The organism is Streptomyces sp. NPDC047042 (assembly GCF_040644035.1).
Taxonomy (GTDB): Bacteria; Actinomycetota; Actinomycetes; order Streptomycetales; family Streptomycetaceae; genus Streptomyces.
In genome coordinates this window covers 1-26,466 of record NZ_JBEYVP010000036.1, presented here as the reverse complement: position 1 = coordinate 26,466, position 26,466 = coordinate 1, and the positions used below count along the sequence as shown (strand labels likewise).

General features: G+C 68.8%; 25 protein-coding genes and 3 pseudogenes. 17 read left to right on the top strand and 11 right to left on the bottom strand.

Annotated features, from left to right (window positions below; genetic code table 11):
- The first annotated feature begins 202 nt into the window (after positions 1-202).
- The 6 genes from ABZ855_RS35250 to ABZ855_RS35225 all read left to right on the top strand — a co-directional run bounded on the left by ABZ855_RS35250 (position 203) and on the right by ABZ855_RS35225 (position 6,823).
- Positions 203-1,585, top strand: coding sequence for an MFS transporter (locus ABZ855_RS35250; protein WP_360813851.1), 1,383 nt, complete (start codon positions 203-205; stop codon positions 1,583-1,585).
- A gap of 108 nt (positions 1,586-1,693) precedes the next feature.
- A complete protein-coding gene (locus ABZ855_RS35245; protein ID WP_360813849.1) occupies positions 1,694-3,076 on the top strand; it encodes an NAD(P)/FAD-dependent oxidoreductase in 1,383 nt (460 codons plus the stop codon).
- Between the two features lie 51 nt (positions 3,077-3,127).
- Positions 3,128-4,027 carry a 4-hydroxy-tetrahydrodipicolinate synthase gene (dapA, locus tag ABZ855_RS35240; protein WP_360813847.1) on the top strand — a complete coding sequence of 300 codons (900 nt, stop codon included), beginning with the start codon at positions 3,128-3,130 and terminating at the stop codon, positions 4,025-4,027.
- A gap of 17 nt (positions 4,028-4,044) precedes the next feature.
- Positions 4,045-5,082, top strand: coding sequence for an ornithine cyclodeaminase family protein (locus ABZ855_RS35235; protein WP_360813845.1), 1,038 nt, complete (start codon positions 4,045-4,047; stop codon positions 5,080-5,082).
- Positions 5,083-5,084: 2 nt separating this feature from the next.
- Positions 5,085-6,596, top strand: coding sequence for an aminobutyraldehyde dehydrogenase (locus ABZ855_RS35230; protein ID WP_360813843.1), 1,512 nt, complete (start codon positions 5,085-5,087; stop codon positions 6,594-6,596).
- 26 nt (positions 6,597-6,622) lie between these two features.
- Positions 6,623-6,823, top strand: coding sequence for a hypothetical protein (locus tag ABZ855_RS35225; protein ID WP_360813841.1), 201 nt, complete (start codon positions 6,623-6,625; stop codon positions 6,821-6,823).
- Between the two features lie 76 nt (positions 6,824-6,899).
- Here ABZ855_RS35225 and ABZ855_RS35220 read toward each other — a convergent pair whose 3' ends face one another.
- Positions 6,900-6,998, bottom strand: coding sequence for a hypothetical protein (locus ABZ855_RS35220; RefSeq protein ID WP_360813839.1), 99 nt, complete (start codon positions 6,996-6,998; stop codon positions 6,900-6,902).
- Between the two features lie 142 nt (positions 6,999-7,140).
- Positions 7,141-8,229: an alkene reductase gene (locus ABZ855_RS35215; RefSeq protein ID WP_360813837.1), complete on the bottom strand. Its 1,089-nt coding sequence runs from the start codon at positions 8,227-8,229 to the stop codon at positions 7,141-7,143.
- Between the two features lie 220 nt (positions 8,230-8,449).
- Between ABZ855_RS35215 and ABZ855_RS35210 the strand changes: the two genes are divergently transcribed.
- From ABZ855_RS35210 to ABZ855_RS35200, 3 genes and pseudogenes are all read left to right on the top strand, one after another.
- Positions 8,450-9,073 carry a TetR family transcriptional regulator gene (locus ABZ855_RS35210; RefSeq protein ID WP_360813835.1) on the top strand — a complete coding sequence of 208 codons (624 nt, stop codon included), beginning with the start codon at positions 8,450-8,452 and terminating at the stop codon, positions 9,071-9,073.
- A gap of 582 nt (positions 9,074-9,655) precedes the next feature.
- Positions 9,656-9,863: pseudogene (locus ABZ855_RS35205) on the top strand (helix-turn-helix transcriptional regulator); the annotation flags it as partial.
- 56 nt (positions 9,864-9,919) lie between these two features.
- Positions 9,920-10,198 (top strand): annotated as a pseudogene (locus tag ABZ855_RS35200) (transposase); the annotation flags it as partial.
- Positions 10,199-10,341: 143 nt separating this feature from the next.
- On the opposite strand, the gene ABZ855_RS35195 reads toward ABZ855_RS35200, so the two are convergent.
- The gene (locus tag ABZ855_RS35195) at positions 10,342-12,264 is read right to left on the bottom strand and encodes a pectinesterase family protein (RefSeq protein ID WP_360813833.1); all 1,923 of its coding nucleotides are present in this window, start codon (positions 12,262-12,264) and stop codon (positions 10,342-10,344) included.
- Between the two features lie 467 nt (positions 12,265-12,731).
- On the bottom strand, positions 12,732-13,145 hold the full coding sequence (locus tag ABZ855_RS35190; protein WP_360813831.1) for a LuxR C-terminal-related transcriptional regulator: 414 nt from the start codon (positions 13,143-13,145) through the stop codon (positions 12,732-12,734).
- A 485-nt stretch (positions 13,146-13,630) separates the two neighbouring features.
- On the opposite strand from ABZ855_RS35190, the gene ABZ855_RS35185 reads away from it, so the two are divergent.
- A complete protein-coding gene (locus tag ABZ855_RS35185; protein ID WP_360813829.1) occupies positions 13,631-13,774 on the top strand; it encodes a hypothetical protein in 144 nt (47 codons plus the stop codon).
- A gap of 78 nt (positions 13,775-13,852) precedes the next feature.
- Here ABZ855_RS35185 and ABZ855_RS35180 read toward each other — a convergent pair whose 3' ends face one another.
- Positions 13,853-13,987 (bottom strand): hypothetical protein, encoded by a 135-nt coding sequence (locus ABZ855_RS35180; protein WP_360813827.1) that lies wholly within the window; start codon positions 13,985-13,987, stop codon positions 13,853-13,855.
- Between the two features lie 224 nt (positions 13,988-14,211).
- Here ABZ855_RS35180 and ABZ855_RS35175 point away from each other — a divergent pair.
- The 6 genes and pseudogenes from ABZ855_RS35175 to ABZ855_RS35150 all read left to right on the top strand — a co-directional run.
- Positions 14,212-14,438: pseudogene (locus ABZ855_RS35175) on the top strand (alkene reductase); the annotation flags it as partial.
- 204 nt (positions 14,439-14,642) lie between these two features.
- Entirely contained in the window at positions 14,643-15,128 is a 486-nt protein-coding gene (locus ABZ855_RS35170; RefSeq protein WP_360813825.1) for a 2Fe-2S iron-sulfur cluster-binding protein, read from the top strand.
- Complete coding sequence (locus tag ABZ855_RS35165) at positions 15,125-16,120, top strand: xanthine dehydrogenase family protein subunit M (RefSeq protein WP_360813823.1); 996 nt, start codon at positions 15,125-15,127, stop codon at positions 16,118-16,120. The genes ABZ855_RS35170 and ABZ855_RS35165 overlap by 4 nt, the downstream gene beginning before the upstream one ends.
- Before the next feature lie 115 nt (positions 16,121-16,235).
- Positions 16,236-18,419, top strand: coding sequence for a xanthine dehydrogenase family protein molybdopterin-binding subunit (locus ABZ855_RS35160; protein WP_360813821.1), 2,184 nt, complete (start codon positions 16,236-16,238; stop codon positions 18,417-18,419).
- Between the two features lie 119 nt (positions 18,420-18,538).
- Positions 18,539-19,729: an XdhC/CoxI family protein gene (locus ABZ855_RS35155; protein WP_360813819.1), complete on the top strand. Its 1,191-nt coding sequence runs from the start codon at positions 18,539-18,541 to the stop codon at positions 19,727-19,729.
- 250 nt (positions 19,730-19,979) lie between these two features.
- On the top strand, positions 19,980-20,939 hold the full coding sequence (locus ABZ855_RS35150) for an ABC transporter permease (protein ID WP_360813817.1): 960 nt from the start codon (positions 19,980-19,982) through the stop codon (positions 20,937-20,939).
- Positions 20,940-21,103: 164 nt separating this feature from the next.
- Here the strand turns inward: ABZ855_RS35150 and ABZ855_RS35145 are convergent, their stop codons facing one another.
- Complete coding sequence (locus ABZ855_RS35145; protein ID WP_360813815.1) at positions 21,104-21,304, bottom strand: hypothetical protein; 201 nt, start codon at positions 21,302-21,304, stop codon at positions 21,104-21,106.
- Between ABZ855_RS35145 and ABZ855_RS35140 the strand changes: the two genes are divergently transcribed.
- Positions 21,305-22,090, top strand: coding sequence for a DUF5655 domain-containing protein (locus tag ABZ855_RS35140; RefSeq protein WP_360813813.1), 786 nt, complete (start codon positions 21,305-21,307; stop codon positions 22,088-22,090).
- 177 nt (positions 22,091-22,267) lie between these two features.
- On the opposite strand, the gene ABZ855_RS35135 is transcribed toward ABZ855_RS35140, so the two are convergent.
- From ABZ855_RS35135 to ABZ855_RS35115, 5 genes are all read right to left on the bottom strand, one after another.
- Positions 22,268-22,906: a TetR/AcrR family transcriptional regulator gene (locus ABZ855_RS35135; protein ID WP_360813811.1), complete on the bottom strand. Its 639-nt coding sequence runs from the start codon at positions 22,904-22,906 to the stop codon at positions 22,268-22,270.
- A gap of 164 nt (positions 22,907-23,070) precedes the next feature.
- Entirely contained in the window at positions 23,071-23,829 is a 759-nt protein-coding gene (locus tag ABZ855_RS35130) for an SDR family NAD(P)-dependent oxidoreductase (RefSeq protein WP_360813809.1), read from the bottom strand.
- On the bottom strand, positions 23,826-24,614 hold the full coding sequence (locus tag ABZ855_RS35125; protein ID WP_360813807.1) for an enoyl-CoA hydratase/isomerase family protein: 789 nt from the start codon (positions 24,612-24,614) through the stop codon (positions 23,826-23,828). The genes ABZ855_RS35130 and ABZ855_RS35125 overlap by 4 nt, the downstream gene beginning before the upstream one ends.
- Positions 24,611-26,269: an AMP-binding protein gene (locus ABZ855_RS35120; protein ID WP_360813805.1), complete on the bottom strand. Its 1,659-nt coding sequence runs from the start codon at positions 26,267-26,269 to the stop codon at positions 24,611-24,613. The genes ABZ855_RS35125 and ABZ855_RS35120 overlap by 4 nt, the downstream gene beginning before the upstream one ends.
- Positions 26,266-26,466: CocE/NonD family hydrolase C-terminal non-catalytic domain-containing protein (locus tag ABZ855_RS35115; RefSeq protein WP_360813803.1), on the bottom strand; the 201-nt coding region annotated here is incomplete at its 5' end. The genes ABZ855_RS35115 and ABZ855_RS35120, both read right to left, overlap by 4 nt.

Genomic DNA, 26,466 nt, shown 5'->3' with positions numbered 1-26,466 from the left:
GATCTGTGATCACATCCTAAGGTGGCGGGCACCACCCAGGCGAGCTGCCCGGGCACGCGTGACGACTTCCCCCGCCCGGTCGACCGGCTTGCACCGGGGCATCAGGACCGGGCGTCTGCCACGAATCCTCAAGACATCAACACCGACGTGGCCCGGACCTACCCTGTAAGGGCATGTCCGGGAACCGCTCCCGGAGGCTGTGATGACCGTGAACGCAGGACCGAACGCGGGAAACCGACTGGATGACGCGCCCCTGTCGCGCTTCCACAAGAAACTGGCGCTGTACTCCTCCGGGGGCCCGTTCCTCGACGGCTACGTCCTGAGCATCATCGGCGTCGCCATGGTGCAGATCTCCGACCAGCAGAACCTGTCCGACTCCGCGCAGGGTCTCATCGGTGCGTCCGCGCTCATCGGCATCTTCCTCGGCGCGTTCGCGGGCGGCTGGCTCACCGACCGCTTCGGCCGCCAACTCCTCTACACCATCGACCTGATCGCCATCATCGTCTGCTCCCTCGCGCAGTTCTGGGCCGACGATCCGGTGTGGCTGTTCGTGCTGCGGCTGCTGATCGGCGTGGCGGTCGGCGCGGACTACCCCATCGCCACCTCGCTGCTGGCCGAGTTCACCCCGCGCCGCTACCGCGGTCCGCTGCTGGGCGGGCTGGTCGTCATGTGGTTCGTCGGTGCCGCCGCGGCGTACATCGTCGGCGAGATCATGCTGTCCTCGCTCGGCGACGACGCCTGGCGGTGGATGCTCGCGAGCGCCGCCCTGCCGGCCACGATCATCGTCCTCCTGCGACACGGCACTCCCGAGTCCCCGCGCTGGCTGGCCAACAAGGGCCGCACCGAAGAGGCCGAGGCCGTCCTGAAGAAGGTCTACGGCCCCGACGTGAGCATCGCCGACCTGCCGGACGAGGCGGAAGAGCGCGAGAACGTCGACCTCAAGGCGATCCTGCGCTCGGGCTACGGCGGGCGGATGCTCTACATCTCGGTCTTCTGGACCTGTTCCATCGTGCCGCTGTTCGCCATCTACGCCTTCGGCCCCAAGATCCTCGACGCACTCCAGCTCGAGGGCGGGCTCGCCAACATCGGCGAGGCCATGATCACCGTGATGTTCCTCCTCGGCTGTGTCGTCGCCCTGTTCTGTGTGAACCGCATAGGCCGACGCCCCCTGGTCATCCACAGCTTCGTCTGGTCGGGCCTGGCCCTGCTGCTCCTCGGGATCTTCCCGGACGCGCCGTCCGGCGTGATCATGACCCTCTTCGCCCTGTACGCCATCATCATCGGCGGCACCCAGATCCTGCAGTGGGTCTATCCCAACGAACTCTTCCCCACCGAGGTACGCGGCTCCGCCGTCGGCCTGGCCTCGTCCGCCAGCCGTATCGGCGCAGCCGTCGGCACCTACCTCGTCCCCATGGCCCTGACCGGCTGGGGAGTCGGCGGCACCATGCTCGCGGCCGCCGCCATCAACGCCGTCGGCGCCGTCGTCTCCGTCCTGTGGGCGCCCGAGACCCGCGGCATGGCCCTCCACGAGGCCGCCGCGCTCAAGCCCCGGACCCAACCTGCGGCTCGCCCCGCGAACATCTGACCGGCCGACCGGGCCCCACCTGACGGAGGCCCCGCCCGGCGCCCTGGCCGCACGACCAAGAACTTCGTGCACGCATTCCTCACCCCGTGAACCCGCAGGAGGGTACCGATGAAAGATGTAGTGATCGTGGGAGGCGGCATCGCGGGCCTGTCCGCGGGTTGGCGACTGCGGCACTGGGACACGCTCCTGCTCGAGTCGGAGGGACGGGTCGGCGGACGTATCCGATCGGAGCGACGCGGACCCTACTGGCTCAACTGGGGCGGGCATGTGTACGCCGGCGGGAACTCGGCGACGTCGTGGCTGCTGAACAACACCGGCGTCGACTCGGTACAGGTACCCGGCTCGCTGGCCGGACTGTCGATGAACGGCAAGCTGCTGCTCAAGGGCCGCGTGGAGAGCTATCCGTTCCGCATCCCGATGCCGATGTCGGCACGGGTGGGCATGGTCAAGGCCGGCGCCAAGGTCGCCCTGCACGTGGCCCGCTACGCCCGCATCGTGCAACTGCGCAAGGGCGAGACCGAGGCCCAACGCCAGCAGCGGGTCTACGACTTCATGAACGACCGCTCCTTCAAGGACTTCATCGGCGACCTGCCCGAGGACGCCGAGGCCCTGTTCAAGCCCACCGTGACCCGCTCCGCCGCCGACATCGACCAGCTCTCCGCCGGCGCGGGCGTGGGTTACTTCAGCCTCGTGTGGAACATCGGCGCCGGCCTCTCGCAGAGCATCCTCGGGGGGCCGTCCACCCTCACCGAGAGCATCGCCGCGGCGCTGGGTGAGCGGGTGCGGCTGAACGCGAGCGTCGACGAGATCGTCCAGAAGAACGGCTCGGTGGTCGTTCGCTACCGGCAGGATGGCGTCGAGCAGGAGGTCGAGGCCCGCTGCGTGGTCCTGGCCACCCCGGCGACCGTCACCCACCGGATCGCCGTCGACCTCGACCCCGCCGTCCGCGAAGCCCTGTCGAAGATCGTCTACGGCCCCTATGTGAGCGCGGCGTTCCTCAGCGACGAGACCGAGCGTCAGGTCTGGGACGACGCCTACGGTATCGCGACGCCGAAACGTTCCTTCAATGTGGCTCTGAACATGTCGAACGTCGTGCACGGGTACGAGCGGGAACGCATTCCCGGCAGCAGCATCATGACCTTCTCGCCGGGCAGCCTGGCACGGGAACTGCTGGAGCACGACGACGACAAGATCCGCCGGATCTACCTGGACGACCTGGACCAGGTGCTGCCCGGCTTCGCCGACAACGTCGTCGAGGCGGAGATCCAGCGCTGGCCCACCGGTGCGCCGTACTGCTTCCCCGGCCGGGGCAAGCTGCAGCAGACGCTGACCCGACGCACCGGCCGCGTCCTTCTGGCCGGTGACTACCTCGGCACCCTTTACACCGAGACCGCGATCCAGAGCGGCCTGTCCGCCGCGCACGAAGCGCGGAGCCTGCTGGCCACCGAACGGCAGACCGCAGGCCGTGACCTGACCCCGATGGCTTCGTAAGTCCATCCCCCCGCCTGTTCACCGTGCAGCCTTCCCCGAGGAGATTCAACAATGTCGTCACAGCTCAGCGGTGTCTTGACCGCCCTCGCCACACCGTTCGCGCCGGACGGGGAGATCGACGAGAAGACGCTGCGCCGCCTGGTCGACCGCAGCATCGACGGCGGGGTTGACGGCGTCGTCGCCTGTGGATCCACCGGTGAGTTCGCGGCCATGAGTGGCGCGGAGCGGCGCCTCCTCGTCGAGACCGTCATCGACCAGACGGCGGGACGCGTGCCTGTCGTCGCGCAGACCGGTGCGCTGAGCACCAGGGAGGCGGTCGAACTCTCCCGCCATGCTGAGGCCGCCGGAGCTTCGGTGCTGATGGTGGTCGCCCCCTACTACGAGCCGCTCACGCTCGAAGAGACCCTGTGCTACCTGCGCACGGTGGCTGACGCCGTCGACATCCCGGTCATGCTCTACAACCTGCCCGGCGCCACCGGCGTCAACCTCTCGCCGGACACCGTCGGACAGCTCGCCCGTGAGGTCGAGAACATCCAGTACATCAAGGACACCAGCGCCGACATGGCTCAGGCCGGGCAGCTGATCCACCGCCATGGCGACGTCATCTCCACCTTCGTCGGCTGGGACAGCCTCCTTCTCACGGCGATCTCCGAGGGCGCCGCCGGCGTCATGGCGGGGACCGCGAACGTGATGCCGGCCGAACTCGTCTCCATCCACCGGGCGTTGCGCTCCGGCGACCTCGACCGCGCGCGGGCCGAGTGGGCACGGATCTACCCGCTGATGGACGCGATCATGTCCGCCCCGTTCATCCCGGCGGTCAAGGCCGCCCTGGACGCGGTCGGGTTCCCGGTCGGAGGCCCACGTGAGCCCGTGCTCGGACTCGACGCCGCCACCACCACCACGATCTCCTCCCTCGTCCAAACGCTGTCCCAGCCGTCCGAGTCCCACTGACCAAGGGTGCGGCTGCCGTGAGATTCCTCGACGAGCGGGACGTCCGTTCCGTGTTCGACATCGATACCGCGATCGCCTCGCAGCGGGCGGCGTTCGTCTCCCTTGCGCGAGGCGAGGCGTGGCAGCCCGAGAAGATCCTGGGCGGCCACGCCGGTGATCCCGACACGGTCTTCTGCTACGCCTCCCGCCTCGACGGCACAAGCGGACCCGTCTGCAAGTTCGGGAGCATCAACCCCGGGAACGCGGGGACGGGGCGGCCGACCATCCATGCCGTGGTCGCCGTGCTCGACCCGCACACCGGCGTCCCGCTGGCGTTCATGGACGGCACCGCGCTCACCACACTGCGCACGGCCGCCGCGAGCGCGCTCGCCGTCGAGGCGCTGGCCAGGAAGGAGGCCGGCCGCCTTCTCGTCCTGGGGTCCGGCGTCCAGGGGCAGGCGCACGTCGCGGCACTGCAGCGGACCAGGCCCTACGCCTGGACCGGCATGTGGTCGCCGCGTCCCTCCTCGCTCCACGCGTCGGTCGACCGTCTCCGAGATCGGGGATTCGACGTCGAGTCGGTGCCCTCCCTCAAGGAGGCGATCGCCACTGCGGACGTCGTCGTCTGCGCCACCCTGGCCACCGAACCGCTCTTCTCCGCACGCTCCCTCTCTCCCGGCACCACCGTCGTCACGGTCGGTTCCTTCGACCGGCACCGCTGCGAGATCGGCCCCGACGTCCTCGACGCCAGTCACCGCGTCGTGGTCGATCACGAACCGACCGCCCGGCAGAACTGCGGTCCGCTGCTTGCAGCCAGTGCGCGAGCCGAGAGGGCGGAGCCGGTCGTCGTCGAGCTCGGCCATGTCCTGACCGGCGACGCCGGCGGCCGTGACAGCGACGACGACGTGGTGACGTACCTCAGCGCCGGCCTCGGCGTCCAGGACGCGGCGGCTGCGTGGAGCGTCTACCAGCGCGCCGAAGCTCATGGCATCGGCCGCGGACTGGGACCCACCCAGCCCGACCCCGACCCCTCGCCTTCCAGCTGTTCCACACGACCATTCTCAGGGAGTCACTGATCATGACCACTTCCACCAGCCCCACGACAGCCACGGTTCGACGCGCAGCGGACGCACCCCCTCTGATCACCACAGCCGACCTTCCTCCGGCCCGGCATTTCGTCGACGGGAAGTTCCTCGACGGATCGCCCGAGCGTCTCATCCACGTCGTCGACCCGAGCACGGAGAACGTCATCGCCCAGGTCCCCGAGGGCACCGCCGAGGATGTCGACCAAGCGGTCGCCGCCGCCGTCGGGGCCAAGGACCAGTGGGGACGGCTGGTCCCCAAGGCCCGCTCGGAGGTGCTGCACGCCATCGCCGACCGGGTGGCCGAGAACGCCGAGCTCCTGGCCAGGCTGGAGTCGGCGAACACCGGAAAGCCGTTCGCGGTGTCGCGGGACGACATCGGCATGACCGTCGACACCTTCCGCTTCATGGCCGGTGCGGTGCGGGCGACCACCTCCATGGCCGCCGGTGACTACGCCGAGGACCATCTGTCGGTCATCCTGCGGGAACCGCTCGGCGTGATCGGCGTGGTCACCCCGTGGAACTACCCGCTGCTCATGGCGGCCTGGAAGATCGCGCCCATTCTCGCCGCCGGCAACACCCTGGTCCTCAAGCCGTCCGAGCAGACCCCGCTGACCACCCTGAAGTTCGCCGAACTCGTCGCCGATCTCCTGCCGCCCGGCGTTCTCAACGTCGTCAACGGGTACGGTCCGGTGGTCGGTGCCCGGCTCGCCGAGCACCCGGACGTGAACATGATCGCCCTGACCGGATCGGTGCCCAGCGGTCGAGCCGTCGCCCGGGCCGCCGCCGACTCCCTCAAGCGGGTGCACCTCGAACTCGGCGGCAAGGCCCCGGTCGTGATCTTCCAGGACGCCGATCTCGCGGCTGCCGCGTCGTCCCTGCGCGTCGCGAGCTTTTGGAACTCCGGCCAGGAGTGCGGCGCCGCCTGCCGCATCCTCGTCCACGAATCGGTCGCCGAGCAGTTCGTCGAGCAGCTCGTCGGCGAGGTCGGAGCCCTGGTCGTCGGTGAACCGGGCGCCGGCGATGACGTCGAGGTCGGCCCCATGGTCTCGAAGGCCCACTTCGAGCGTGTCACCGGGTACTTGGAGCGAGCCAAGAGCGAAGGCCTCCGCGTGGCCCTGGGAGGTGGGGCACTCGACGGGCCGGGTTACTTCGTCGCCCCGACCGTGTTGGTCGACGTACCCGAGGGGGCCGAAGCCGCCCGCGAGGAGATCTTCGGCCCCGTGGTCACGGTCGAGACCTTCACCGACGAGGACGAAGCGGTACGGCGCGCCAACGACGTCCCCCTCGGTCTGTCGGCGTCGGTGTGGACCGAGAACGCCCGCCGCAGTCACGACGTCGCCGCCCGCCTCGACTTCGGAACCGTCTGGGTCAACTCCCATCTCGTGCTGGCCGGCGAAGTCCCCTGGGGCGGGTTCAAGGGATCCGGCTACGGCCGGGACCTGTCGATCTACGCGCTCGACGACTACTCGCGCACCAAGCACGTGATGCACAACCACGGGCGCTGATCGCGTCGTTCTCCTGGAGGTGCGGGGTGACCCTGACCGTCCCCCTGATGAGTCCGTTCGTCCTCAAGAACCTGACCCTGCGCAACCGCATCGTCAGCACATCTCACGAACCGGCCTACAGCGAGGACGGTCTGCCCAAGGACCGCTACCGCGCCTACCACGTCGAGAAAGGCCCGTGGCGGCGTCGGGCTGACCATGATCGGCGGCAGCGTCGTGGTCAGCCGTGACCCGCTTTCGGAAATCTGCAGCTCTGGAAGGACGAATCGGAGCCCTGACTGCCGCCGACCTCACAGGTCAGTACACCTAGCGCTTGATCTCGGCGAGCTGCCGTTTGATTTCGGCCGGATCGAAGCAGTCGCGCCAGATTGTGATCATGCCGTCCTCGACAGTGATCGTTCCCATGACCGGCAGCGAGGCCCCCCTGCCGCTGGAGTGTCAGATCGTCTTCGACGCCATGACCGCCTGGGCCGAACGAGACCTTCCCCGCACCGGAGCTCGGTGAACGCGGCGTCGCTGTCGAGTGCCTGGAGATCTCTTTTTCAGGTCAGGCGTTGCGGGTGGGGAGTGTGGGGTAGTCGGTGTAGCCGTGGTGGTCGCCGCCGTAGAAGGTGGCCGGATCGGGGGTGTTATAGGGGCCGCCGGCTGCGAGGCGGGCGGGCAGGTCGGGGTTGGCCAGGAACAGGGCGCCGAAGGCGATGATGTCCGCGGTGCCGTCCTCGATGTGGGTGAGTGCGTCGGGGCCGGTGGTCTCGGGGTGGGTGAAGGGGTTGAGGATGAACGTCGTCGGCCAGTCCTTGCGCAGCCGGTTGGTCAGGTCGCGGTCCGGGCTCTCGAGCAGGTGCAGGTAGGCGAGGTCGAGCCGGGCGAGAGCGGCGGTCAGGGTGGTGTAGGTCTCCAGTACGTCCGCCGGGTCGGTCTCGGCGATGTCGTTGTAGGGGTTGCCGGGGGAGATGCGGAAGCCGGTGCGGTGGCCGCCGATCGCCTCCGCGACAGCCGTGGCGACCTCGATGCCGAAGCGGGCACGGTCCGCGGCGCCGCCTCCCCAGCTGTCGGTGCGCAGGTTGGTGTTGGGGGCGAGGAACTGGTGGATCAGGTAGCCGTTCGCCCCGTGGATCTCCACGCCGTCGAAGCCGGCGGCGATCGCGTTGCGCGCGGCGTCGGCGTAGTCGGCGATGGTCCGGGCGATGTCGTCCTGGTCGAGTTCCTTCGGGGTGACGTGGTCCTGGAGGCCCTGGTAGGTGAAGACCTGGCCTGCCGCCGCGACGGGCGAGGGGCCGACGGGGATGAGGCCGTCCGGTAGCAGGCTGGGGTGGCTGAGGCGGCCGGTGTGCATGAGCTGCGCGAAGATCGTGCCGCCCTGGGCGTGGACGGCGTCTGTCACCTTCCGCCAGGCGTCGACCTGTGCCGTGGAGTGCAGGCCGGGGGTGTTGGTGTAGCCCTGGCCGACCACCGAGGGCTGGATGCCCTCGGTGATGATCAGGCCGGCGCTCGCGCGCTGGGCGTAATAGGTGGCCATCAGGTCCGTCGCCGTGGCCGCGGCAGCGTCGGCGCGGCTGCGGGTCATCGGGGCCATCGCGATGCGGTTGGCGAGTGCCTTGCCGCTCAGGTCGATCGGGTCGAACGCGGTAGTCATAGCAACTTCCTTCACAGAATGGGTCGGGTGTGAGAGGCAGGAGGCGGCCTCGCGGGCTGCTGGTTCGCAACACCCTGTTCGCAATGAAGCCTCTGAAAGGAGACTATACATCCATCTGAGACGTAGTCTCATAATGATTTGCTGTTCGATTAGTGGCGATGTGGCTGAGATGCACTCCTTGAGGCTGAGTCTCAAATTGAGTCGTGTGTATATTCCTTGTATGACTGACTCAGCCAGTACCGCCAAGCACACCCCCCCGAAGCCGCCCGGTCTGCGTGAACGCATGCGAGCGACGGTCCGGGCGGAAGTGACCGAGGTGGCGCTCCGGCTCTTCACCGATCAGGGCTTCGGCCGGACGACGGCCGACCAGATCGCCGCCGAAGCGGGACTGTCGCGCGCCAGCCTTTTCCGGTATTTCGGAACCAAGGAAGACATCGTGCTAGTCGTTCTGGAGGGCAGTGGCCCGCAGGTCGTGGAAGCGCTCGCCGCCCGCCCCGACGAGGAGCGGCCCTGGGTGGCGCTGCGCCGGGCGTTCGACGTCCTGGTGCGGGTGAACGAGGAAGCACCCGAGCAGACGTTGATCCTTCTGCGTCTGCTGCACGAGACGCCGTCACTGCGCGGCCGGCACTTCGAGAAGCAGTTGAAGTGGCAGGAACAGATGGTGCCGGAGATCGCCAGGCGACTGGAGGCCAGTCCTGGACGGCCGGAGGACCCCAGGCCGACCGCGCTGGTCGCAGCCGCCCTCGCCTGCCTGGATGCGGCCGCGAGAGCGTGGGTGGCCTGCGAGGGCACTGTTTCCCTCGCTGACATGCTCGATCGGGCTATGGGCGCGCTGACGGAGTAACCGCCCACCCAAGACCGACGACCTGCGCTCACCGACCGGGACGGCGAGCCACGGCTGTTCCTTGCCGAGTTGCACAGCGCCCGGGGGTGCGGGGTGGGCCGCTGGGCAAATGCACCCGGAGAAGACCCGATCATGCACTGCAGGGACAGTAGGCACCGCGGCTCTCATGCCAGCCGCACCTCCCCCGGCCGCCCCGACATGGACGATCCCTCGCCACGCGCCGCAGGCGGGCGGGCTCGACATCGGGTCGCACTCGGGCGGGTCGACCGATAGCCCGGGCGACTCTGTGGGGACACGGAGACAGGAAACGCCGCCGTGGGTCCGATGGTCTGAGGCGCGGGCCATCAGCTGGTAGAAGTCCGAGTTACCGCCACGGGTGGTCGACACCTGTAACCGCGCAGGGCGTGGGCGTCGCAGTCCCGCCGGGCATGGGTGCTCATCGCGGCCAGGTCGGAGCCGGCGTGTGGCTCCGACAGGCAGTAGGCGCCGAGCAGCAGGTGCCCAAGGTGACCTGCGCGGTCGGCTGCTCGTCGTGGCCGGGCGGCTGGCCCGGCCGTTGCCCACCCGGTGCCGGGCCCGCCCCTGACGCTGCGGGAACTCGACGTCCTGGCGCAGGTGGCACTTGGCTGTAGTGATGCCGTACCCGGTCGCAAGCTGTGGCTCTTCCCGAAACGGTCGAGTCGTATCTGCGCAGCGCGATGCGGAAGTTGGGAGCGAGCACCCCCTCCGAGGCGGTGGTCGTCGACGTCGACAGGGTCTGCTTCCCTGGAAACCAGGCCGTGTCCGATGAATGATCTTGTGGTCGGTCGGGACGAGCTGACGGATGAGGCGTAACGGACAGCTCCGCTGCTGCCGGGTGTTGAAGGTCGGATGCGGCCCTGGCGGATCACCAGTAAGTTGTCAACGGCGTTTTGTGGCGATCGCGGACCGGGGCGCCCCGGCGGGATCTGCCCGAGTGCCATGGCCCGTGGCGAGCGGTCCACGAACGCTCGCCGCTTGGGAGCGGGACGTGAGCTGGCGAGGCTGCTGGAGCAGGTCCGAGTCCGCGACGACGCGGTTGGGCGCGGTGGAGCGGAGTCTGTCCGTCGATTCCGGCATCGACCCGCGCACCAGCACGCAGCTGGCGTCCACGAAGGCATCGAGGCTGAGGCCGTGCGATGTCAACGACCCAGCGGGGCCGGGACGGTCGTGCCGTCCCGGCCCCGCCGCGGTTCACCGCGCCGCGAGTGCGCCGCCGGTGGACCGTTTGCCTGTCGGCTCGGCCGTGGTCACCCGACCGGATTCCAGCCGTCGGTGCCGGCCAGGTACTTCTGGGCGGTGTAGTCGGCGGCCTCGGTGGCGGTCAGCTTCGGTGCGTTCGCGCCCCAGCCCGCTCCCAGACCGGCGTTGTTGTACTCCTTGAACCGGGCCGACGTCCAGGAGTACTCGGGGACCATGTCCGTCCAGGGATGGGTGTCGTTGTTCTGTTGGCCCACCGTACTGTCGCGGACCACTGCCTGGGGCCAGGCATCCGCGGAGTTGTTCCACGGCCGGCCCAGGTACATCGAACGCACGGGTGCCGAACCGTTGTTGAGGAGCTGGCTGCCGGTGATGAGGATTCCGTACTTCTTGCTCTTGTCGGTGTTCGGCGCCAGTACCGTGCCGCCGGGCCAGTAGAGCACCTGGACGTAGGACCGGTCGATCACCGCGGTGGCGTTGCCGAAGATGAAGTCCACGTCGCCCCGGATGTGGCAGTCGACGAAGTACTGCCGAGCCTGGGTCGTGGGCGTCTCCCCCTTGACGAGCAGGGTGTCCTGATGGCTCCAGATCGCCACGTTGCGGTACACCTGCCGGTCGCCCATGGCGGCGACCGCGACGGCCTGGGTCTCGTACGGGCTGATCTCCGGGTGGGCCGCGCGGTCGAACGTGTTGGAGATCGTGAGGTCCCGGACGGTCAGGTTGGGCGCCCTGAAGGTGGCCACGGCGCTGCCCTGGGTGCCGTACTTCACGCCGGTCGCAGGATTGATCATCCCGTTGCACCTGGTGTTGTAGATGACGACATCCGCGCGATTGCCGGTAACGCCCTTGATCGTCAGCCAGCTCTTGTCCTTCGGGACGCTGAGGACCTCGTGGTAGACGCCCTTCTCAATGATGATGGTGTTCGTGCCGCTGTCGGGAACGGCATCGATCGCGGCCTGCACGGTGAAGTAGTCGCCAACGCCGTCCGGCGAGACATTCAGCAGGGCGCCCTCGAGTAGGTGCTTGCCCCTGGTGTCGAGGTTCGAGTGGTGAGCCGTCAGGAGCCAGAATGCGATTTCAGCGGTGGTCTCGAGCACGATGCCGGCGATCTCGACAGGAGCGGCGAGGACGGCGGCCCCCGCCAAGATCGCCACGATAAACGCGTAGCTGAGATTGCTCCAGTTGTTTTGGAAGGCCATGTGCGTCGTGGTAATGGTAAGCTCCCCGCCCGCGCGCATTGCCAAATAGAGATCACGGCCCTGCTGCCGGAACCGAACGGATTCGGAGACCCCCACGATCACTTGGAGGATTGCACGCGCAATTTCCTGCGTGGTGAGCCCCGACAAGGCACGATTGGCGTTCTGGAGGTTTAGCACGGCGTTGTTGAGGGTGCTTGTACCGATGTTCATGTTTTCGCGCGTGGCGTTCTGCTGCGCGAGGTTGGTGTAGCTCCCGAGGTTTTGATATTCCGTTCTAGTGTTTCCGGCCGTGGCGCCAGGCAGCGCCGAGGCCTGGCCGGGCGCCGCCGCGGGGTCCAGTGTGTAATAGTCGCCCCAGGCAATATCGCCGACACCGTTTTCATTGCCTGCCCGCCATCCCATGACGTAGGCGTCCGACCGGCGCAGGAACAGCCGGACGAATGGGGGAATGCTTCCTCCATCGCCCGCGGCGTGTATGTCGACGGTGATGTACTGGCTTGCTCCGTTTCGGTCGGTGATGAAGACAGGGGAGCCGCCCAAGGAGTCGACTCTGCCGGCCATTGCCAGCCTGATGCCCAAGAGCATGTTGGAATAGCCCAAGCTGTCATCTTTGTTCTCGTGTGTGATCCGCCACGTGACGTTCGAGCCGGTCGCGGCAGCGGCCGTGGGGGCGCCGGCAAGCACGACGCTGCCGGCCATGGCGCTGGCGGCTGCGACGGCCGTCGCAGCGGACAGGAATGATCTACGGGAAAGGCCCCGCTCCGTGTTCGTCACTTGAGTTCCTTTTTGTTTCAGCGATCCATTGACTGGATTGCGGCGTGCGGCGGTTGCCGATCTTGACGGTGCCTTTCATGCCGGCATGGGGGCGCTCACGCACTGCTGGTGGCCCTGGCCGGCGGTGGCTTCCGGGTGCCGTACGCGACGGGGTACGGAAGCGGTGACTGACATCGGTCGGGCGCGTCCCTGTTGCGGATTCGGTTGCCAGACCGCCCTCACGTGTGGCGGGGGGGCGTCCCTGCGCCGCCGGTCCGGAACCCGCGGCGCAGGAGGTCACGCCTCGTCGTGTGTCATGCCGGAAGAATCGGCGCGGGGTCTGCCCCGGAACCATTGGTACTTCTACGGGCCCGCCTCCGGGGCCTGGGAATTTCTACGGGCCGGGCTCCGAGGCCCGGCTATTTCTATGGGTCGGGGCCCCGGAGCCCGGGTTTTTCTACGGACCCGGGTATTTTTACGGGGTTGTCCTACGGGGTGGGTTCCTGGTTCGCTGCCCACCGGGACGCGAGCCGGGCACGGGAGGCGAAGCCGAGTTTGGCCATGATGTTCTCGACGTGGTCGTCGACCGTGCGCGGGGAGCGTCCGAGGGCGGCGGCGATCTGCCGGTTGCTCATGCCCTCGGCCACCAGCGCGGCCACTTCCCGCTCCCGGGGCGTCAGCGGGCTCGGGGCAGGAAGGGGCGCGGCAGGGACGGGCACGGCAGCCGGCTCGGGCACGGACGCGGTGCGCAGGGCGAAGGCGATGGCCTCGTCGGGGCCGCGGTGGCCGCCGCCCTCCGCGAGGGCACTCTCGTACGCCGCCGGGCCCAGGGCCCGTACGATCTCCTCCTCGCACTGGGCATGCTGCTCGACCATGTGCGGGCCGAACGCCGCGATGGGCATGCCCGATGTCCAGCCACAAGCCACGCGCGGCCCCCAGCAGCCGCCCCGCGTCCCTGTGTTCACCGTCCGCGGCGGTGACCCAGGCGAGTTTGTCCAGCATCAGTGCGACGCTGGCGTAGTCGTTGAAGCCCCGCTCGTTCTCCAGCGCGGTCCGGATCATGACCGAGGCCTCCGCCAGGTCGAGCCAGCGGCGCCCCTCACCGAGGAACCCGCCCTCGCACCAGTGGAAGCGCAGCGCGGCGGCCAGCGCCAGAGTGGCCTGCGGGTCGCCGCCCCGCTCCAGCGCCGCGCGCAGACCGGCATGCTCGGCACGCAGCCGGGTCAGGCTCTCGTGCTGGCCGGGGCCGTACCAGCTGTCGGCGATGTGCTCGGCGAGGGCCAGGTAGAAGGCGTCGTGCCGGCGCAGCGTCTGCTGCTCCTGGCCGGACTGGGCGAGGCGCTCCCGCCCGTACTGGCGGATGGTCTCCAGCAGCCGGTAGCGCGGCATGCCTTCGTGCTCGGTGGGCACCGACGGACTGGACGACCAGTCGGTCCAGGGGATCGAGTACCTCGTCCCGGCCGATGTCCTCGCCCGCGCAGACGGACTCGGCCGCATCCAGACCGAAGGCACCGGGGAAGACTGGCGGTAGCCCCCGGATTGGAGGGCGGAACCCGCAAGCTCTCGGGCAGGGTTCTCCAGGTCGTCGATTCGGACACGCGGGGACGTGTCACGTGGTCAGGTAAAGCGCGCTGAGCAGGGCCTCCGGCGTGGGGCCCCAGCGCGAACTTTTGCCCCGCACGCGTTCGCGCAGACCGGGCGGCTTCGGCGGGGTGCGGTCGGCGGAGTCGGCAGAATCGATCACGCAAGGAATATGCATCTGGAGCTTAATTCGCGACTCAGTCTCGATTGAAAGCTGCATCTCACCCTTATTGCCGCAAACCGGACGGCAAATCATCGAGAGACTTAGTCTCAGTCGGGTGTAGAGTCTCCCGCGGAGGCTTCCTTCCGACGGAGTGCTGAGAACCGGTACGCCGCGAGGCCGCCGCCTGCGTCTTTCACCCGACCCGTTACGTGAAGGAAGCCGCTATGACTACCGCGCTCGACCCGATCGACCAGAGCGGCAAGGCGCTGGCGAACCGCATCGCGATGGCACCATTACCCTCCGGCCGCGCCGATGCTCCCGCAGTCACGGCGACGAGCTGATAACCACGTACTACGCCCAGCGCGCGAGCGCCGGCCTGATCATCACCGAGGGCATCCAGCCGTCGGCGGTCGGCCAGGGCACCAATCCCCCCGGCCTGCACACCGATCAGTAGGCCGACGCCTGGCCAAATGTGACCGACGGCGCTGCCCGCCGACGGCGCCGGACCTGAGCAAAGATCACCCTTCGCGAGCATGGCAAGGCGGGCGGAACGCGGTGTTCCAGGCCGCAGGCCAGAGTCTTCTCATCCAGCCCTTTGTGCCTGATGGCGCCCCCCAGAGAACGAGCCCACGGGCGAACCCGGAGGAATGACACGGTGGAGATCGAGCTGCGGATCAACGGATCCGCCCGAAGAGTGGACGTCTCACCACAGGTGAGTCTGCTCGACGCGCTGCGCGAGTATCTGGGCCTGACCGGCACCAAGAAGGGCTGTGACCAGGGCGCGTGCGGCGCCTGCACGGTGCTGGTGGACGGTCGGCGGATCAACTCGTGCCTGGCGCTGGCGGTGCAGTACGAGGGCCGGGAGATTACGACCATCGAAGGGGTCGACCACCCGCTGCAGGAGGCGTTCGTGCGCACGGACGGGTTCCAGTGCGGCTACTGCACGCCGGGCCAGATCTGTTCGGCTATCGGCATGCTCGCCGAGCACAAGGACGGCGCGCCCAGCGCGGCGACCGAGCACCTCGCCGACAGCGGCGGGGAACTGGACGACGCGGAGATCCGGGAGCGGATGAGCGGCAACCTGTGCCGCTGCGGCGCCTACAACGGCATCGTCTCCGCGATCAAGGAGGTCGCGAAGTGAAGTCGTTCTCCTACCTCAGCGCCCCGGACACGGCCACGGCACTGCGCACGATCGCCGACGGCGAAGACGTGAAATTCCTCGCCGGCGGGACGAACCTCGTCGACCTCATGCGCGAGGGCATCGAGCACCCGGCGACGGTCGTGGACATCACCCGCCTGCCGCTGACCGGGATCGAGGAACTCCCGGACCGTGCCATCCGTGTCGGCGCCCTGGTGAGCAACAGCCGCCTCGCCGCGGACCCCCTCATCCGTGCCCGCTACCCGGTGCTGGCGCAGGCGATCCTGCTCGGGGCGTCTGCTCAGCTGCGGAACATGGCGACGGTGGGCGGCAATCTGCTGCAGCGCACCCGCTGCATGTACTTCTACGACCAGACCTCCGCGTGCAACAAGCGTGTGCCCGGCAGTGGCTGCGACGCGATCGGTGGGTTCTCTCGCGGTGGCGCGGTGTTGGGGGCGAGCGAGCACTGCATCTCCACGCATCCCTCGGACATGGCGGTGGCGCTGGTGATGCTCGACGCGGTCGTCGAGGTGGAAAGCGTGCGCGGCGTGCGGCGTATCCCGGTCGCCGACTTCCACACGCTGCCCGGCGACACACCGCACATCGAGACGGTGCTGGCCGCCGACGAGCTGATCACGGCCGTCGAGCTGCCCCCCGTGCCGGTCGCGGCGAACTCGCGCTACCGCAAGGTCCGCGACCGAGCGTCCTACGCGTTCGCCCTGGTCTCCGTCGCCGCAGCGCTAGCCGTCGAGGACGGGGTGGTCAAGGAGGTGCGCCTCGCACTCGGCGGCGTCGCCACCAAGCCGTGGCGCGCCACCGAAGCCGAACGGGTACTGCTCGGCGGCCCGGCGACCGAGGAGGCCTTCCGGCTGGCGGCGGAGGCCGAACTCGCCGCCGCTGAGGGCGGGCCGCAGAACGCTTTCAAGATCGAACTCGCGCGGCGCACGATCGTGGCGACCCTGAGGCAACTGCTGACCGAGGGGAGTGCTGCCTGATGTCGAGGTCCAAGACAACCGGTTCACGCCCGGTCAGTGTGACAACCATCCCTGCCCGGCCCGCGCGGCTTCCGCGTGACATGCGCCCGGGCCGTACTGAGGAAGGCAGGGCGGCATGACTACGATCGGACAACCGCTCGACCGTATCGACGGCGGCGTCAAGACGACCGGCGCGGCGAAGTTCGCCGCCGAGCACTCGTATACCGGCCTCACGCACGCCGTACTCGTGCACGCCACCATCAGCCGAGGCCGCGTCACCGCCCTGCACACCGACGAGGCGAGCGCGGTGCCGGGCGTGATCGCCGTCATCACCCACCTCAACGCGCCCCCCATGAAACCGGCGCCCAAGGCCGGAACGTTCAACTTCACCGCGTTGTTCTCCGGGACCTCGGTGAACTACCTGCAGAGCGACGAGGTGCACTGGGAGGGGCAGCCGATCGCGGTGGTCGTCGCGGAGACCTCCGCCGCCGCCCGGGAGGCAGCCGCGCTGGTGCGCGCCGAGTACACCGTCACCAAGTCCTCGGTCGACTTCGAGGCGTCCGAACAAGACGCACAGCCGCAACCGAACGACTCGTTCTTCCCCCGGGGAGCAACCAGGGGCGACGCGGAGGCGGCGCTGGCTACCGCGCAGGTGTCGCTGGACCTGCGGTACACCACCCCGCAGCACAGCCACAACGCGCTGGAGCTGCACTCCACCATCGCCGTCTGGGACGGCGACCGGCTCACCGTCCACGACGCGACGCAGTCCATCGACTGGTTCCGCACCCACCTCGCGCTGCGGTTCGGGGTCCCCAGGACGAACGTACGGGTACTGGCCCCCTTCGTCGGCGGCGCCTTCGGCGGCAAGTTCCAGATCTGGCCCGGCACCATCCTCGCCGCGCTGGCGGCCCGCGCGACCAAAAGGCCCGTGCGGCTGGTGCTCTCACGGGAGGCGGTCTACCGCACGGTCGGGGGACGCACCCCCTCCATCCAACGGCTCGCGCTGGGAGCTGACCGCGACGGCAAGCTGACCTCGCTGCTGCACACCAGCATCACCCGCGCCAGCGAGATCGGCGGTACCTTCGAGCAGGTCACCGGTGTGTCCCAACATCTCTACGCGGCCGACAACATCCTCGCGCGGCATGACCGCGTCCAGCTCGACCTGCTGCCCAGCACCTTCACGCGGGCGCCGGGCGAGGCGATCGGCACCTTCGCGCTGGAGTCCGCGATCGACGAACTGGCCTACGAGCTGGGCATGGACCCGATCGAGCTGCGCCTGCGCAACGAGACAGCGGTCGACCCGATCGACGGCAAGAGGAAGTTCTCCCACCGCAAGCTGCCGGAACTGTACGCGCTGGGCGCGGAGCGGTTCGGCTGGCACGAGCGCAACCCCGAGCCGCGCTCGACGCGCGACGGGCGGTGGCTGGTCGGGACGGGCGTGGCCACGGCGTTCCACCCGGCACTGTCGATGCCGGTCAACGTCATGGTCCGGCTGTCGGCTGACGGCAGCGTCCTGGTGCGCTGCGCCTTCCAGGAGATGGGCATGGGCGCGGCCACGGCCCAGGCCCAGATCACGGCCGACGCGCTGGGGGTGCCGTTCGACGCGGTCCGCGTGGAGTACGGCGATTCCGATCTGCCGATGGGGCCGGCCGCCGCGTCCTCCGTCCAGACCGCGAGCACCGCCGCCAGTGTGCTGCAGGCGTGCGAGGAGCTGAAGCAGACGCTGAAGTCCATGGCCCGCAAGACGGGCGGCGTGAGCAACGAGGAGATTCTCCGCCGAGCGAAGGTGCCACACATTGAAGCCAAAATCGGATCCGAGACGCGGCTCGGCCGGATCGCCGGGCGGGCCCGGTTCCTCCCGGGCTTCCTGCTCGGGGCCCAGCGGTTGATCAAGGCTGCCACCGGTGTGCAGTTCTGCGAGGTAAAGGTCGATGCGGAGACCGGCGAGACGCGGGTGTCGCGGTGGGTCGGCGTGTTCGACATCGGCAGGGTGATCAACGCGAAGACGGCGGCCAGCCAGGTGCGCGGCGGCATCGTGATGGGCCTGGGCCTGGCGATGGCCGAGGAGACCCTCGTCGACCCGCGCAACGGACGGATCATGAACCCCAGCCTGGCCGAGTACCACGTCCCCGTCCACGCTGACATCCCGCCGATCGACGTCTCCTTCCTCGACGAACCGGACCCGAACACACCCCTCGGCATCCTCGGCGCGGGCGAGGTCGGTGTCACGGGTGTCGGTGCGGCCGTGGCGAACGCCGTCTATCACGCAACCGGCAAGCGGGTGCGGGACCTGCCGATCACGCTGGACAAACTGCTCTGAGACGACGGCGGTCAAAAGCCCTCGTCGCGCCGGGCCCGTTCGGGCGCCCGCGGCGCGACGAGGGCTGAGCCGCCTCACGGCAGATCCGCGATTTCCGACCACCACAAGAAAGAAACGCCATGCTGGACATCGCGCATGAGCTGAACCAATGGCTCGAGGAGGGGCGGGAGTTCGCCGTGGCCACGGTCGTGGCCGTCAGCGGCAGCGCGCCGCGCGGGCCGGGCGCAGCTCTCGCCGTCGACACCGACGGCACCGCCATTGGCTCGGTCTCCGGCGGCTGCGTCGAAGGCGCCGTCTACGACCTGTGCACCCAGGCACTCGCCGACGGTCAGGCGGTGCGCGAGCGGTTCGGCTACAGCGACGAGGACGCCTTCGCCGTCGGCCTGACCTGCGGCGGCGTCCTGGACATCCTGGTCACGCCGGTGCCCGCCGATGGACCGGGCAGGAAAACATTCCAGACGGCGCTGTCGGCTGCCACCCGGGGTGAGGCGACGGCACTCACCCGCGTGATCGGCGGCCCGGGAGAGATCCTCGGGCGGGCGCTGGCAGTCCGACAGGACGGCTCCTACGAAGGCGAACTCGGCGGGCACCCCGACCTGGACCGCGCCGTTGTGCAGGAAACGCGCTCACTGCTGAACGCCGGCCGCACGGGCACCTTCGACATCGCGCGGGACGGAACCCACTGCGAGCCGGACCTGACCGTGTTCGTCGAGTCGAGCGTCCCGCCGCCGCGCATGCTCGTCTTCGGCGCCATCGACTTCGCGGCGGCTCTGGTGCGCGTGGGCAAGTTCCTCGGCTACCACGTCACCGTGTGCGACGCCCGGCCCGTCTTCGCCACCCGGACGCGCTTCCCCGAGGCCGACGACATCGTGGTCGACTGGCCCCACCGCTACCTGCACCAGACCGAGACAGACGACCGCACGGTGATCTGTGTCCTCACCCACGACGCCAAGTTCGACGTACCCCTCCTTCAAGCGGCCCTGCGACTGCCGGTCGCGTACATCGGTGCGATGGGCTCACGCCGCACCCACGAGGACCGCGACCGCAGACTCCGCGAAGTCGGCCTCACCGAAGCCGAACTGACCCGCCTGCACTCACCCATCGGCCTCGACCTCGGCGCCCGCACACCCGAGGAGACGGCCCTGTCCATCGCGGCTGAGATCGTCGCCTCCCGCCAGGGCGGAACAGGCCTGCCCCTGAGTGACTCACACACCCCGATCCACCATGACCCAACCGACCGCCAAGTCCACGGGAACACCTCACCCGCCCCGACTGCAGGCGTCACATCTGCCGGGGTGCTCACCGTCTGAGGGCCCGGTCGGAACAACCCCCAGGGCTCTCGTTCGCACCGCGGATCCCATGGATGCGGTGCCGATCACCAACCGGAAGCACACATCACCGGCGGCGACCCACTCGTACGCCTCGTTGACCCCCACATCGAACGAACAGGCCCCAGTGTCCACAAGATCAACACCCCTGCCGTCAACAGCGCACTCCAAGCATCATGATCATGTCCTGGACGCCGCCCCGCCGCAGCGCCCTGCCGACGGGCTGAAGGGCGTGCTGCTGCCCGTTGCCATCGTGCTACTCATCGGCTCCATCTTCGTCAGCGTGTACCTCGCGGCTTTCCACGCACCCGAGCCGCACGACCTGCCGGTGGCCGTCGTCGGCACCGCGCAGCAGACCCGGCAGACAGCCGATGGCCTGGAGCGTGGCATGCCGGGTGGGTTCGAGGTGAAGCGGTATGCGGATGAGAGCGCTGCTCGTCAGGCTGTGCGGGACCGGACGGTGTACGCCGCGTACCTGACGAGCGCTGAGGGCTCGCCCGAACTGCTGTACGCCGGTGCCAACGGGCCGTCGGTCACCGCCACGGTCAGCAGTGCTTTCTCGGCGGTCGCCCAGTCGAGCGGGCGCACGCTCGTCGTGAAAGATGTCGTGCCGGCGGCGGACGGGGATACCCGCAGCATGTCGGTGTTCTACGCTGCCTTCGGTCTCGTCCTGGCCGGCTTCCTGTTCGGCATGATGACCTATCAGATGGCCCCCACCCTGGAGTTCCGCCGGCGCATGACGAGCCTGGCCTCCTTCAGCGTGCTCGGGGGCGTGATCGTCGCCCTGCTCACGGGAAGTCTCGGCTTCGGCGCACTGCCCGGTCCCTTCCTCGGGATCGCGGGGCTCGTCGCTCTGATGGGCGCCGCGGTCGGCAGTGCGACGATGGCGATCATGCGGCTGTTCGGCCGGGCCGGCCTCCCGTTGGCCTCCGTCATCCTGCTCACCCTGGGCAACAGCACGAGCGGCGGCACCCTGCCAGCCGCCTACCTGCCCGGCTGGCTGCGCCCGTTTTCAGAGATTCTTCCAGTGGGTGTCGGGGTGCGCGCCATCCAGGGCCTGTCCCACTTCGACAACGACGGCCTCGTGCAGGGCATCGCCATTCTGGCCGGGTGGACCGTGCTCTGCGCCGGTCTCGTCTTCTGGCGGGACGTCCCGGCGCGGCGCCTCACGGCGACAGCCCGGCAGGCCTGACAAACGAGAAATCGCACAGATCGACTGCTATAAGAAGTTATCGATGATCATCCTGTGCATAGCGCTGAGTTCGAAGTGCCCTGAGAGCCAGCAAACGCGATGGCGGTGGCGTCGCACAGCACCGTCGATGTAGACCATGTCCATCGCCTCGCACTGGATCGGGTTCACCTCACCCAGACCATCTTCACGCGGTCGAAGGTGATCGCGGAAACAATCATCCCCTCGCTGGTGTTCTCGGTCTTCGAGGAGAGGAGGGGAAGGTGTCGGGCTTGAAGCTGTTCCATACGACGAATGGGGGCGTGGCGGAGGTCGCGCAGCGCCTCGCTGAGGCCGAGGCGGATGTACAGGACCTCGTTGAGGGGCACATGGAGACGCTGTTGGGCGTTCGATTCCTGGCGAGTGAGTACGGCACTGGGCCAGTCCATGGAGGCCGGATCGACTCGCTCGGTCTGGACGAGAACGGCTCGCCGGTCATCGTCGAGTACAAGCGGGGTGTCGATGCTGGCGTCATCAATCAGGGTTTGTTCTACCTGTCATGGTTGATGGACCACCGGGCTGAGTTCGAGCACCTGGTCCGCGAGCGGCTCGGGGTGACGGCCGCTGCGCAGGTGTTGTGGAGCGGGCCGCGCTTGATCTGTATCGCAGGCGATTTCACCCGCTATGACGTACATGCTGTCCGTGAGCACCGGAGGTCGATCGACCTGGTCCGCTACCGACTCTTCGGTAATGACCTGCTCGGGCTTGAGACCGTGGCGTCCGTGAGCGGCGGCATGCACGTACCACGCCGGGCGCGTCGCCATGCGGTTGGTCGGGCGGCGGCCGACGTCCAGGGTGTGTCGATGGTGGAGCTGGCAGACGCGGTCGACGAGGTGCTGCTCGGGCTCGGGGACGGCGTGAACCGCGTCGAGCGTAAGCAGTACCGGGCGTATCAGCGGTTGCGGAATTTTGCCTGCCTCTGTCCGCCGCAGCGGAGCAAGCTCTTGGTCTATCTGAAGGTCGACCCGCAGGACGTAGACGTCGTTCCGGGCTTCACCCGGGACGTGTCCGGTCTTGGGCACCACGGCACGGGTGACCTGGAGGTGCAGCTCCGAACGGCGAGGGACGTGGAGCGAGCGCAGGATCTGTTCCGAGCGAGCTACGGGGCGGCGTGATCGTTCGTCGGTGCTTCGGCTGCGCGTGTCAGGGATCGGGTCTGTGGTCGTCTGCTCCCCGGGGGCACGCGGCTGGACGCCGGTGCCCCCTCTCTCACCACCCGTCCGGCACGATCCACGTTCACGTTCTCGCCCCATGCCCGGGTCAAGATCCGCCTCACCACGTAGGACAGTGTCTTATCCGGGCGTGCCCTGCCCCGCACTGAGCCCGTCCAGCAGAAGGTCCCCGAGTTCGGAGAAGGCGTCGCCGGCGGTCAGTCCGGTGCTTTCCAGGAGGGCCCCCGACTGGACCGCGTCGATGGTCACCGCCACGACCTGGGCGGCGAAGTGCCCGTTGAGCGCGCGGAAGACGCCGGCCTGCACGCCCTCCTCGATCAATTCGTGGACCCGCTGTGCGGCGGCGGCGGAGTTCTTGTGGTAGATCTGCGCCGTGGGTTCGTAGCTGACCATGTCGTCGTAGAAGGCGTTGGAGTGGCGGCGCATGGCTGTGCCGACGCCGGTGAGGTAGACCCGGATGCGCTGCTGGGGGTCGGGCTCGGCCTGGACGGCCTGCTCGATCTCGGCGGTCGCCTCCCGGAAGAAGGTGCGGGTGACGGCCAGTACCAGTTGTTCCTTGGTGGAGGCCAGGCTGTACAGGGTCGCCTTGGAGCACTCCAGCCGCTGGGCGAGGTCATCCATGGTCACCGCGGTGAAGCCCTCGGCCAGGATGATCGCCTCGGCCTGGCGCAACAGTTCGTCCCGCCGACGGGTGTCGACGACCCGCCTGCGCGCCGTTCGGCGCGGGCGTCGGTCACGCGAGTCAGTTGGGGCCGTCACCGCAGCAGTCTCGCATGGGCGTCTCCGCCGAAAACGGCGGGTGGTCGTCCAGGGCTGGAAGCCCGTGCCTTACGAATGGGTACTAGCGTACCTATCAAAGTACCCAGGGTCGCGCCAGTACCCGATGGTGAACCCACAGTCATCGCGTCACCTTCATAGGAGCGCTATCGGATCGAGGAGCCGATGGAGATGCCGCCGTCCACGTCGAGGACGATGCCGGTGATGTAGCCGGCGGCCTCGCTGGCGAGGAAGGCCGCGGCTTCGGCGATGTCCTCGGGGCGTCCGGTGTGGCGCATGGGGATCTTGTGGGTGAGTTTGTCGCGTGCGGGGCCGTTCATGGAGGCGAGCATGGGGGTTTCGATGAGGCCGGGGGCGATGGCGTTGGCGGTGATGCCGTGGCGGGCGCCTTCGAGCGCGAGGGTGCGGGTCATGCCGACGATGCCCGCCTTGGCGGCCACGTAGTTGGTCTGGCCGAAGTTCCCGCGCCAGGACATGGAGGAGAAGCTGACGATACGGCCGTAGCCCTGGCGTTTCATGGGGGCGAAGGCGGCGCGGGCGCAGTGGAATCCGCCGGTGAGGCTGACGTCGATGACGGCGTGCCAGTCGTCGTCGGTGATGTCCTCGACACGGTTGTCGCGGATGATGCCGGCGTTGTTGACCAGCACGTCGAGGCGGCCGAGGTCGGCGGTGATGCCGTCGATCCAGGCGTTGACCCGGGCCGAGTCGGTCACGTCCACCACGTCGGTGCGATGTTTCGTGTCGTGGGCGTCGGTGATCGTGCCTGTGGCCTGGGTGAGGGCCTGTTCGTTGACGTCGGCCAGGGCGACGGTGGCGCCCTCGGCGGCGAACCGGGTCGCCATGGCGAGGCCGAGCCCTTGTGCGGCGCCGGTGATGGCGACGACGCGTCCCTGGTAGCGATTCACGTGTTGTCCGCTTTCGTGGTGGGGGGAGTGAGGAAGGCCCGCAGGGCGTCGGCCACCGAGCTCGCCGTCCAGTTGTCGGCGAAGGTGGCCAGTTCCTCGCGCAGGGCCTGCTCGGGGGCCATTCCGTCGATTTGGTGCAGCAGTGTCTTGAGGTGTTGCTGGGCGGGGCTGTGGCGGTCGGCCAACTGCTCGCAGATGTGGGTTGCGGTGGTGTCGAGGTCGGCCTCGGGCACGATCGCGTGGATCCAGCCGGTGTCGGCGAAAGCGGGCGCGGGCAGCAGTTCGCCGGTGAGCAGGAGCCAGCGGGACAGGCCACGGCCAACCGCTTGGGGCAGCCGCACGCTCGACCCGCCGGCCGGCACCAGGCGCCGGTTGAGGTGGCCGTCGCCGATGAGCGTGCTGTCGGCGGCGACCACGACATCGCAGGCCAGGGCGAGTTCGAGGCCGCCGGCGACGGCGTGACCGTGCAGGACGGCGACCCAGGGTTTCGGGCTGGCCGCGATACGGCTGAAGCAGGCCGACACGTCGGTCAGGAAGCCGACCGGGTTGTGGCCCGCGTCGTGCAGCTGAAGGAACTGGTGGAAGTCCCCGCCGGCACAGAAGCTCCGTCCCCTGCCCGCCACCGCGACGACCGCTGTGCCGGGGTCGGCCTCGGCGCTGGTGATCTGCCTGTCCAGGGCCTCGATAAGGGGGATGTCGAGGGCGTTGCGCCGCTCGGGGCGGTTGAGCAACAGCCAGCGGACGGGGCCGCGTTGCTCAACGAGCAGGGGTTCCGTGCCGGTCAAGGTGACTCCGGGGTGGTGGCGAGTTCGGTGCGGCGGCGCTTGCGCAGCAGGTAGCGCTGTGTTTTGCCGCTGGGGGTCTTCGGCAGGGCGTCGATGAAGTGGATCGAGCGCGGGTAGGCGTGCGCGGCGTAGCGGATCTTGACCAACTGCTGCAGCTCGGCGGCAAGTTGAGGTGAGCCTTCGGCGCCGTCGCGCAGGACGACGTACGCCTCGATGACCTCGCCGCGTACCTCGTCGGGTGCGCCGATGACCGTGCACTCGGCGACAGCGGGATGCTGGGCGAGGACGCTCTCGATCTCGAACGGGCCGATCCGGTACCCGGCCATGATGATGACGTCGTCGTCTCGGGAGGAGAAGAAGAAGTCGCCGTCCGCGTCGACCCGTCCCGCGTCGCCCGTGAGGTAATAGCGGCCGTCGGGGGTGAACTTGGAGCCGCTCTGCCCGGGGAGCTGGTAGTCGCGGAACGTCATGAGAGGGCTTGCCGCGACGTCGATCGCGACCCGGCCGAGCACGCCCGCTCCGGCAACCTCGTCCTTCTCGTCGTCCAGGACGGTGAGACTCCAGCCGGGCACCGGTCGGCCCATCGAGCCGGTCTTGAGCGGGCGGGCGAGTTCGGGATGGTGGTGGTTGGCCAGAGGCATGCCGACCTCGGTCTGGCCGAAGTGATCGTGCACCGCCAGGCCGAGCGCGGTGCCCGCCCACTCGTTGACCTCGGGGGTCAGCGGCTCACCCGCACTGGACGCCCGCTCCAGCCGCAGACCCTGCGGCACCGGCACCGGCACCGGCACCGACGCGGAGCGCAGTCCCCGGTAGACGGTGGGGGCAGCGGTGAAGTCGGTGACCTGGTGGTCGAGGAGGGTGCGCCAGGTCGTCTCCGGGGAGAACCCGCCGGTCAGCAGCAGGCTGGGGATGCCGGCGGCCATCGGAGCGACGATCGCGGAGTACAGGCCGTAGGCCCAGCCGGGGTCGGCGGCGCACCAGTAGCTGCTGTCCGGGGTGACACTCAGGGCGTACTCCAGGTAGATCTGCCAGCCCGCGATGTAGGAGACGGGGTGGATGACGCCCTTGGGCTTGCCGGTCGTGCCTGAGGTGAACATGTGCACCAGCGGGCCATCGCCGCTCGTGGTTACGGCGGGCACCGGCCCGGGCGACGCGGCCGCGACGAGGCCGGCCAGTACCAGGTCACCGCGGGAGGTGCCGGCGCCGGTGATGACGACGCGGCGCCGGGGGTCGTCGGGCATGTCGGGGCCCGGGTCGAGTTTGTGGCGCTGGTCGGGGTCGACGACCACGACATGCGCACCCGCGCCCTCCAGGCGCAGGGCGATGGCCTGGGGTGCGAACGCGGTGAACAGCGGGACGTAGACCGCGCCGAGCCGCCAGATCGCCAGGATGACGGTGACCAGGTCGGTGCCCTTGCCCATCAGGGTCGCCACCCGGTCGCCCGGACCGACCCCGAGCCCCTGCAACGCCCGCGCGTACCGGTGCGAGTTCGCGGCCAGCTCGCCGTAGGTCAATGTCGAAGCCGTGCCGGCGCCGTCGACGACGGTGAACGCGACGTGGTCGGCGGGGTGCCGGTCGCACAGCAGTCCGGCCACGTCGAGGGAAGGAGCCGCGAAGGTCCCGGCCAGCTCGGCGACCCGGTCGGCGGCGCTCACGACTGGTCCTTGCGGTCGATGATTGGCAGGACCAGACGGCTGGGGTGGTCGGGTCCGTGGTGGATGTGGTTGATCGCGGGGATCATCTGCTCCTCGCCCTCTCGGGCGATGACGCCGCCGGTGTTCGTGTTGCGGTCGTAGCGGGGGAAGTTGCTGCTGGAGATGTCCACGCGGATGCGGTGACCGGGGAGGAACAC

Excerpts from the sequence above, each read along its gene's own strand:
- ABZ855_RS35250 (WP_360813851.1), top strand. The coding sequence starts at position 203 with ATGACCGTGAACGCAGGACCGAACGCGGGAAACCGACTGGATGACGCG.
- ABZ855_RS35245 (WP_360813849.1), top strand. The coding sequence starts at position 1,694 with ATGAAAGATGTAGTGATCGTGGGAGGCGGCATCGCGGGCCTGTCCGCG.
- dapA (WP_360813847.1), top strand. The coding sequence starts at position 3,128 with ATGTCGTCACAGCTCAGCGGTGTCTTGACCGCCCTCGCCACACCGTTC.
- ABZ855_RS35230 (WP_360813843.1), top strand. The coding sequence starts at position 5,085 with ATGACCACTTCCACCAGCCCCACGACAGCCACGGTTCGACGCGCAGCG.
- ABZ855_RS35220 (WP_360813839.1), bottom strand. The coding sequence starts at position 6,998 with ATGGGAACGATCACTGTCGAGGACGGCATGATCACAATCTGGCGCGAC.
- ABZ855_RS35215 (WP_360813837.1), bottom strand. The coding sequence starts at position 8,229 with ATGACTACCGCGTTCGACCCGATCGACCTGAGCGGCAAGGCACTCGCC.
- ABZ855_RS35210 (WP_360813835.1), top strand. The coding sequence starts at position 8,450 with ATGACTGACTCAGCCAGTACCGCCAAGCACACCCCCCCGAAGCCGCCC.
- ABZ855_RS35190 (WP_360813831.1), bottom strand. The coding sequence starts at position 13,145 with ATGCCCATCGCGGCGTTCGGCCCGCACATGGTCGAGCAGCATGCCCAG.
- ABZ855_RS35185 (WP_360813829.1), top strand. The coding sequence starts at position 13,631 with ATGCCTTCGTGCTCGGTGGGCACCGACGGACTGGACGACCAGTCGGTC.
- ABZ855_RS35160 (WP_360813821.1), top strand. The coding sequence starts at position 16,236 with ATGACTACGATCGGACAACCGCTCGACCGTATCGACGGCGGCGTCAAG.
- ABZ855_RS35155 (WP_360813819.1), top strand. The coding sequence starts at position 18,539 with ATGCTGGACATCGCGCATGAGCTGAACCAATGGCTCGAGGAGGGGCGG.
- ABZ855_RS35140 (WP_360813813.1), top strand. The coding sequence starts at position 21,305 with ATGGAGACGCTGTTGGGCGTTCGATTCCTGGCGAGTGAGTACGGCACT.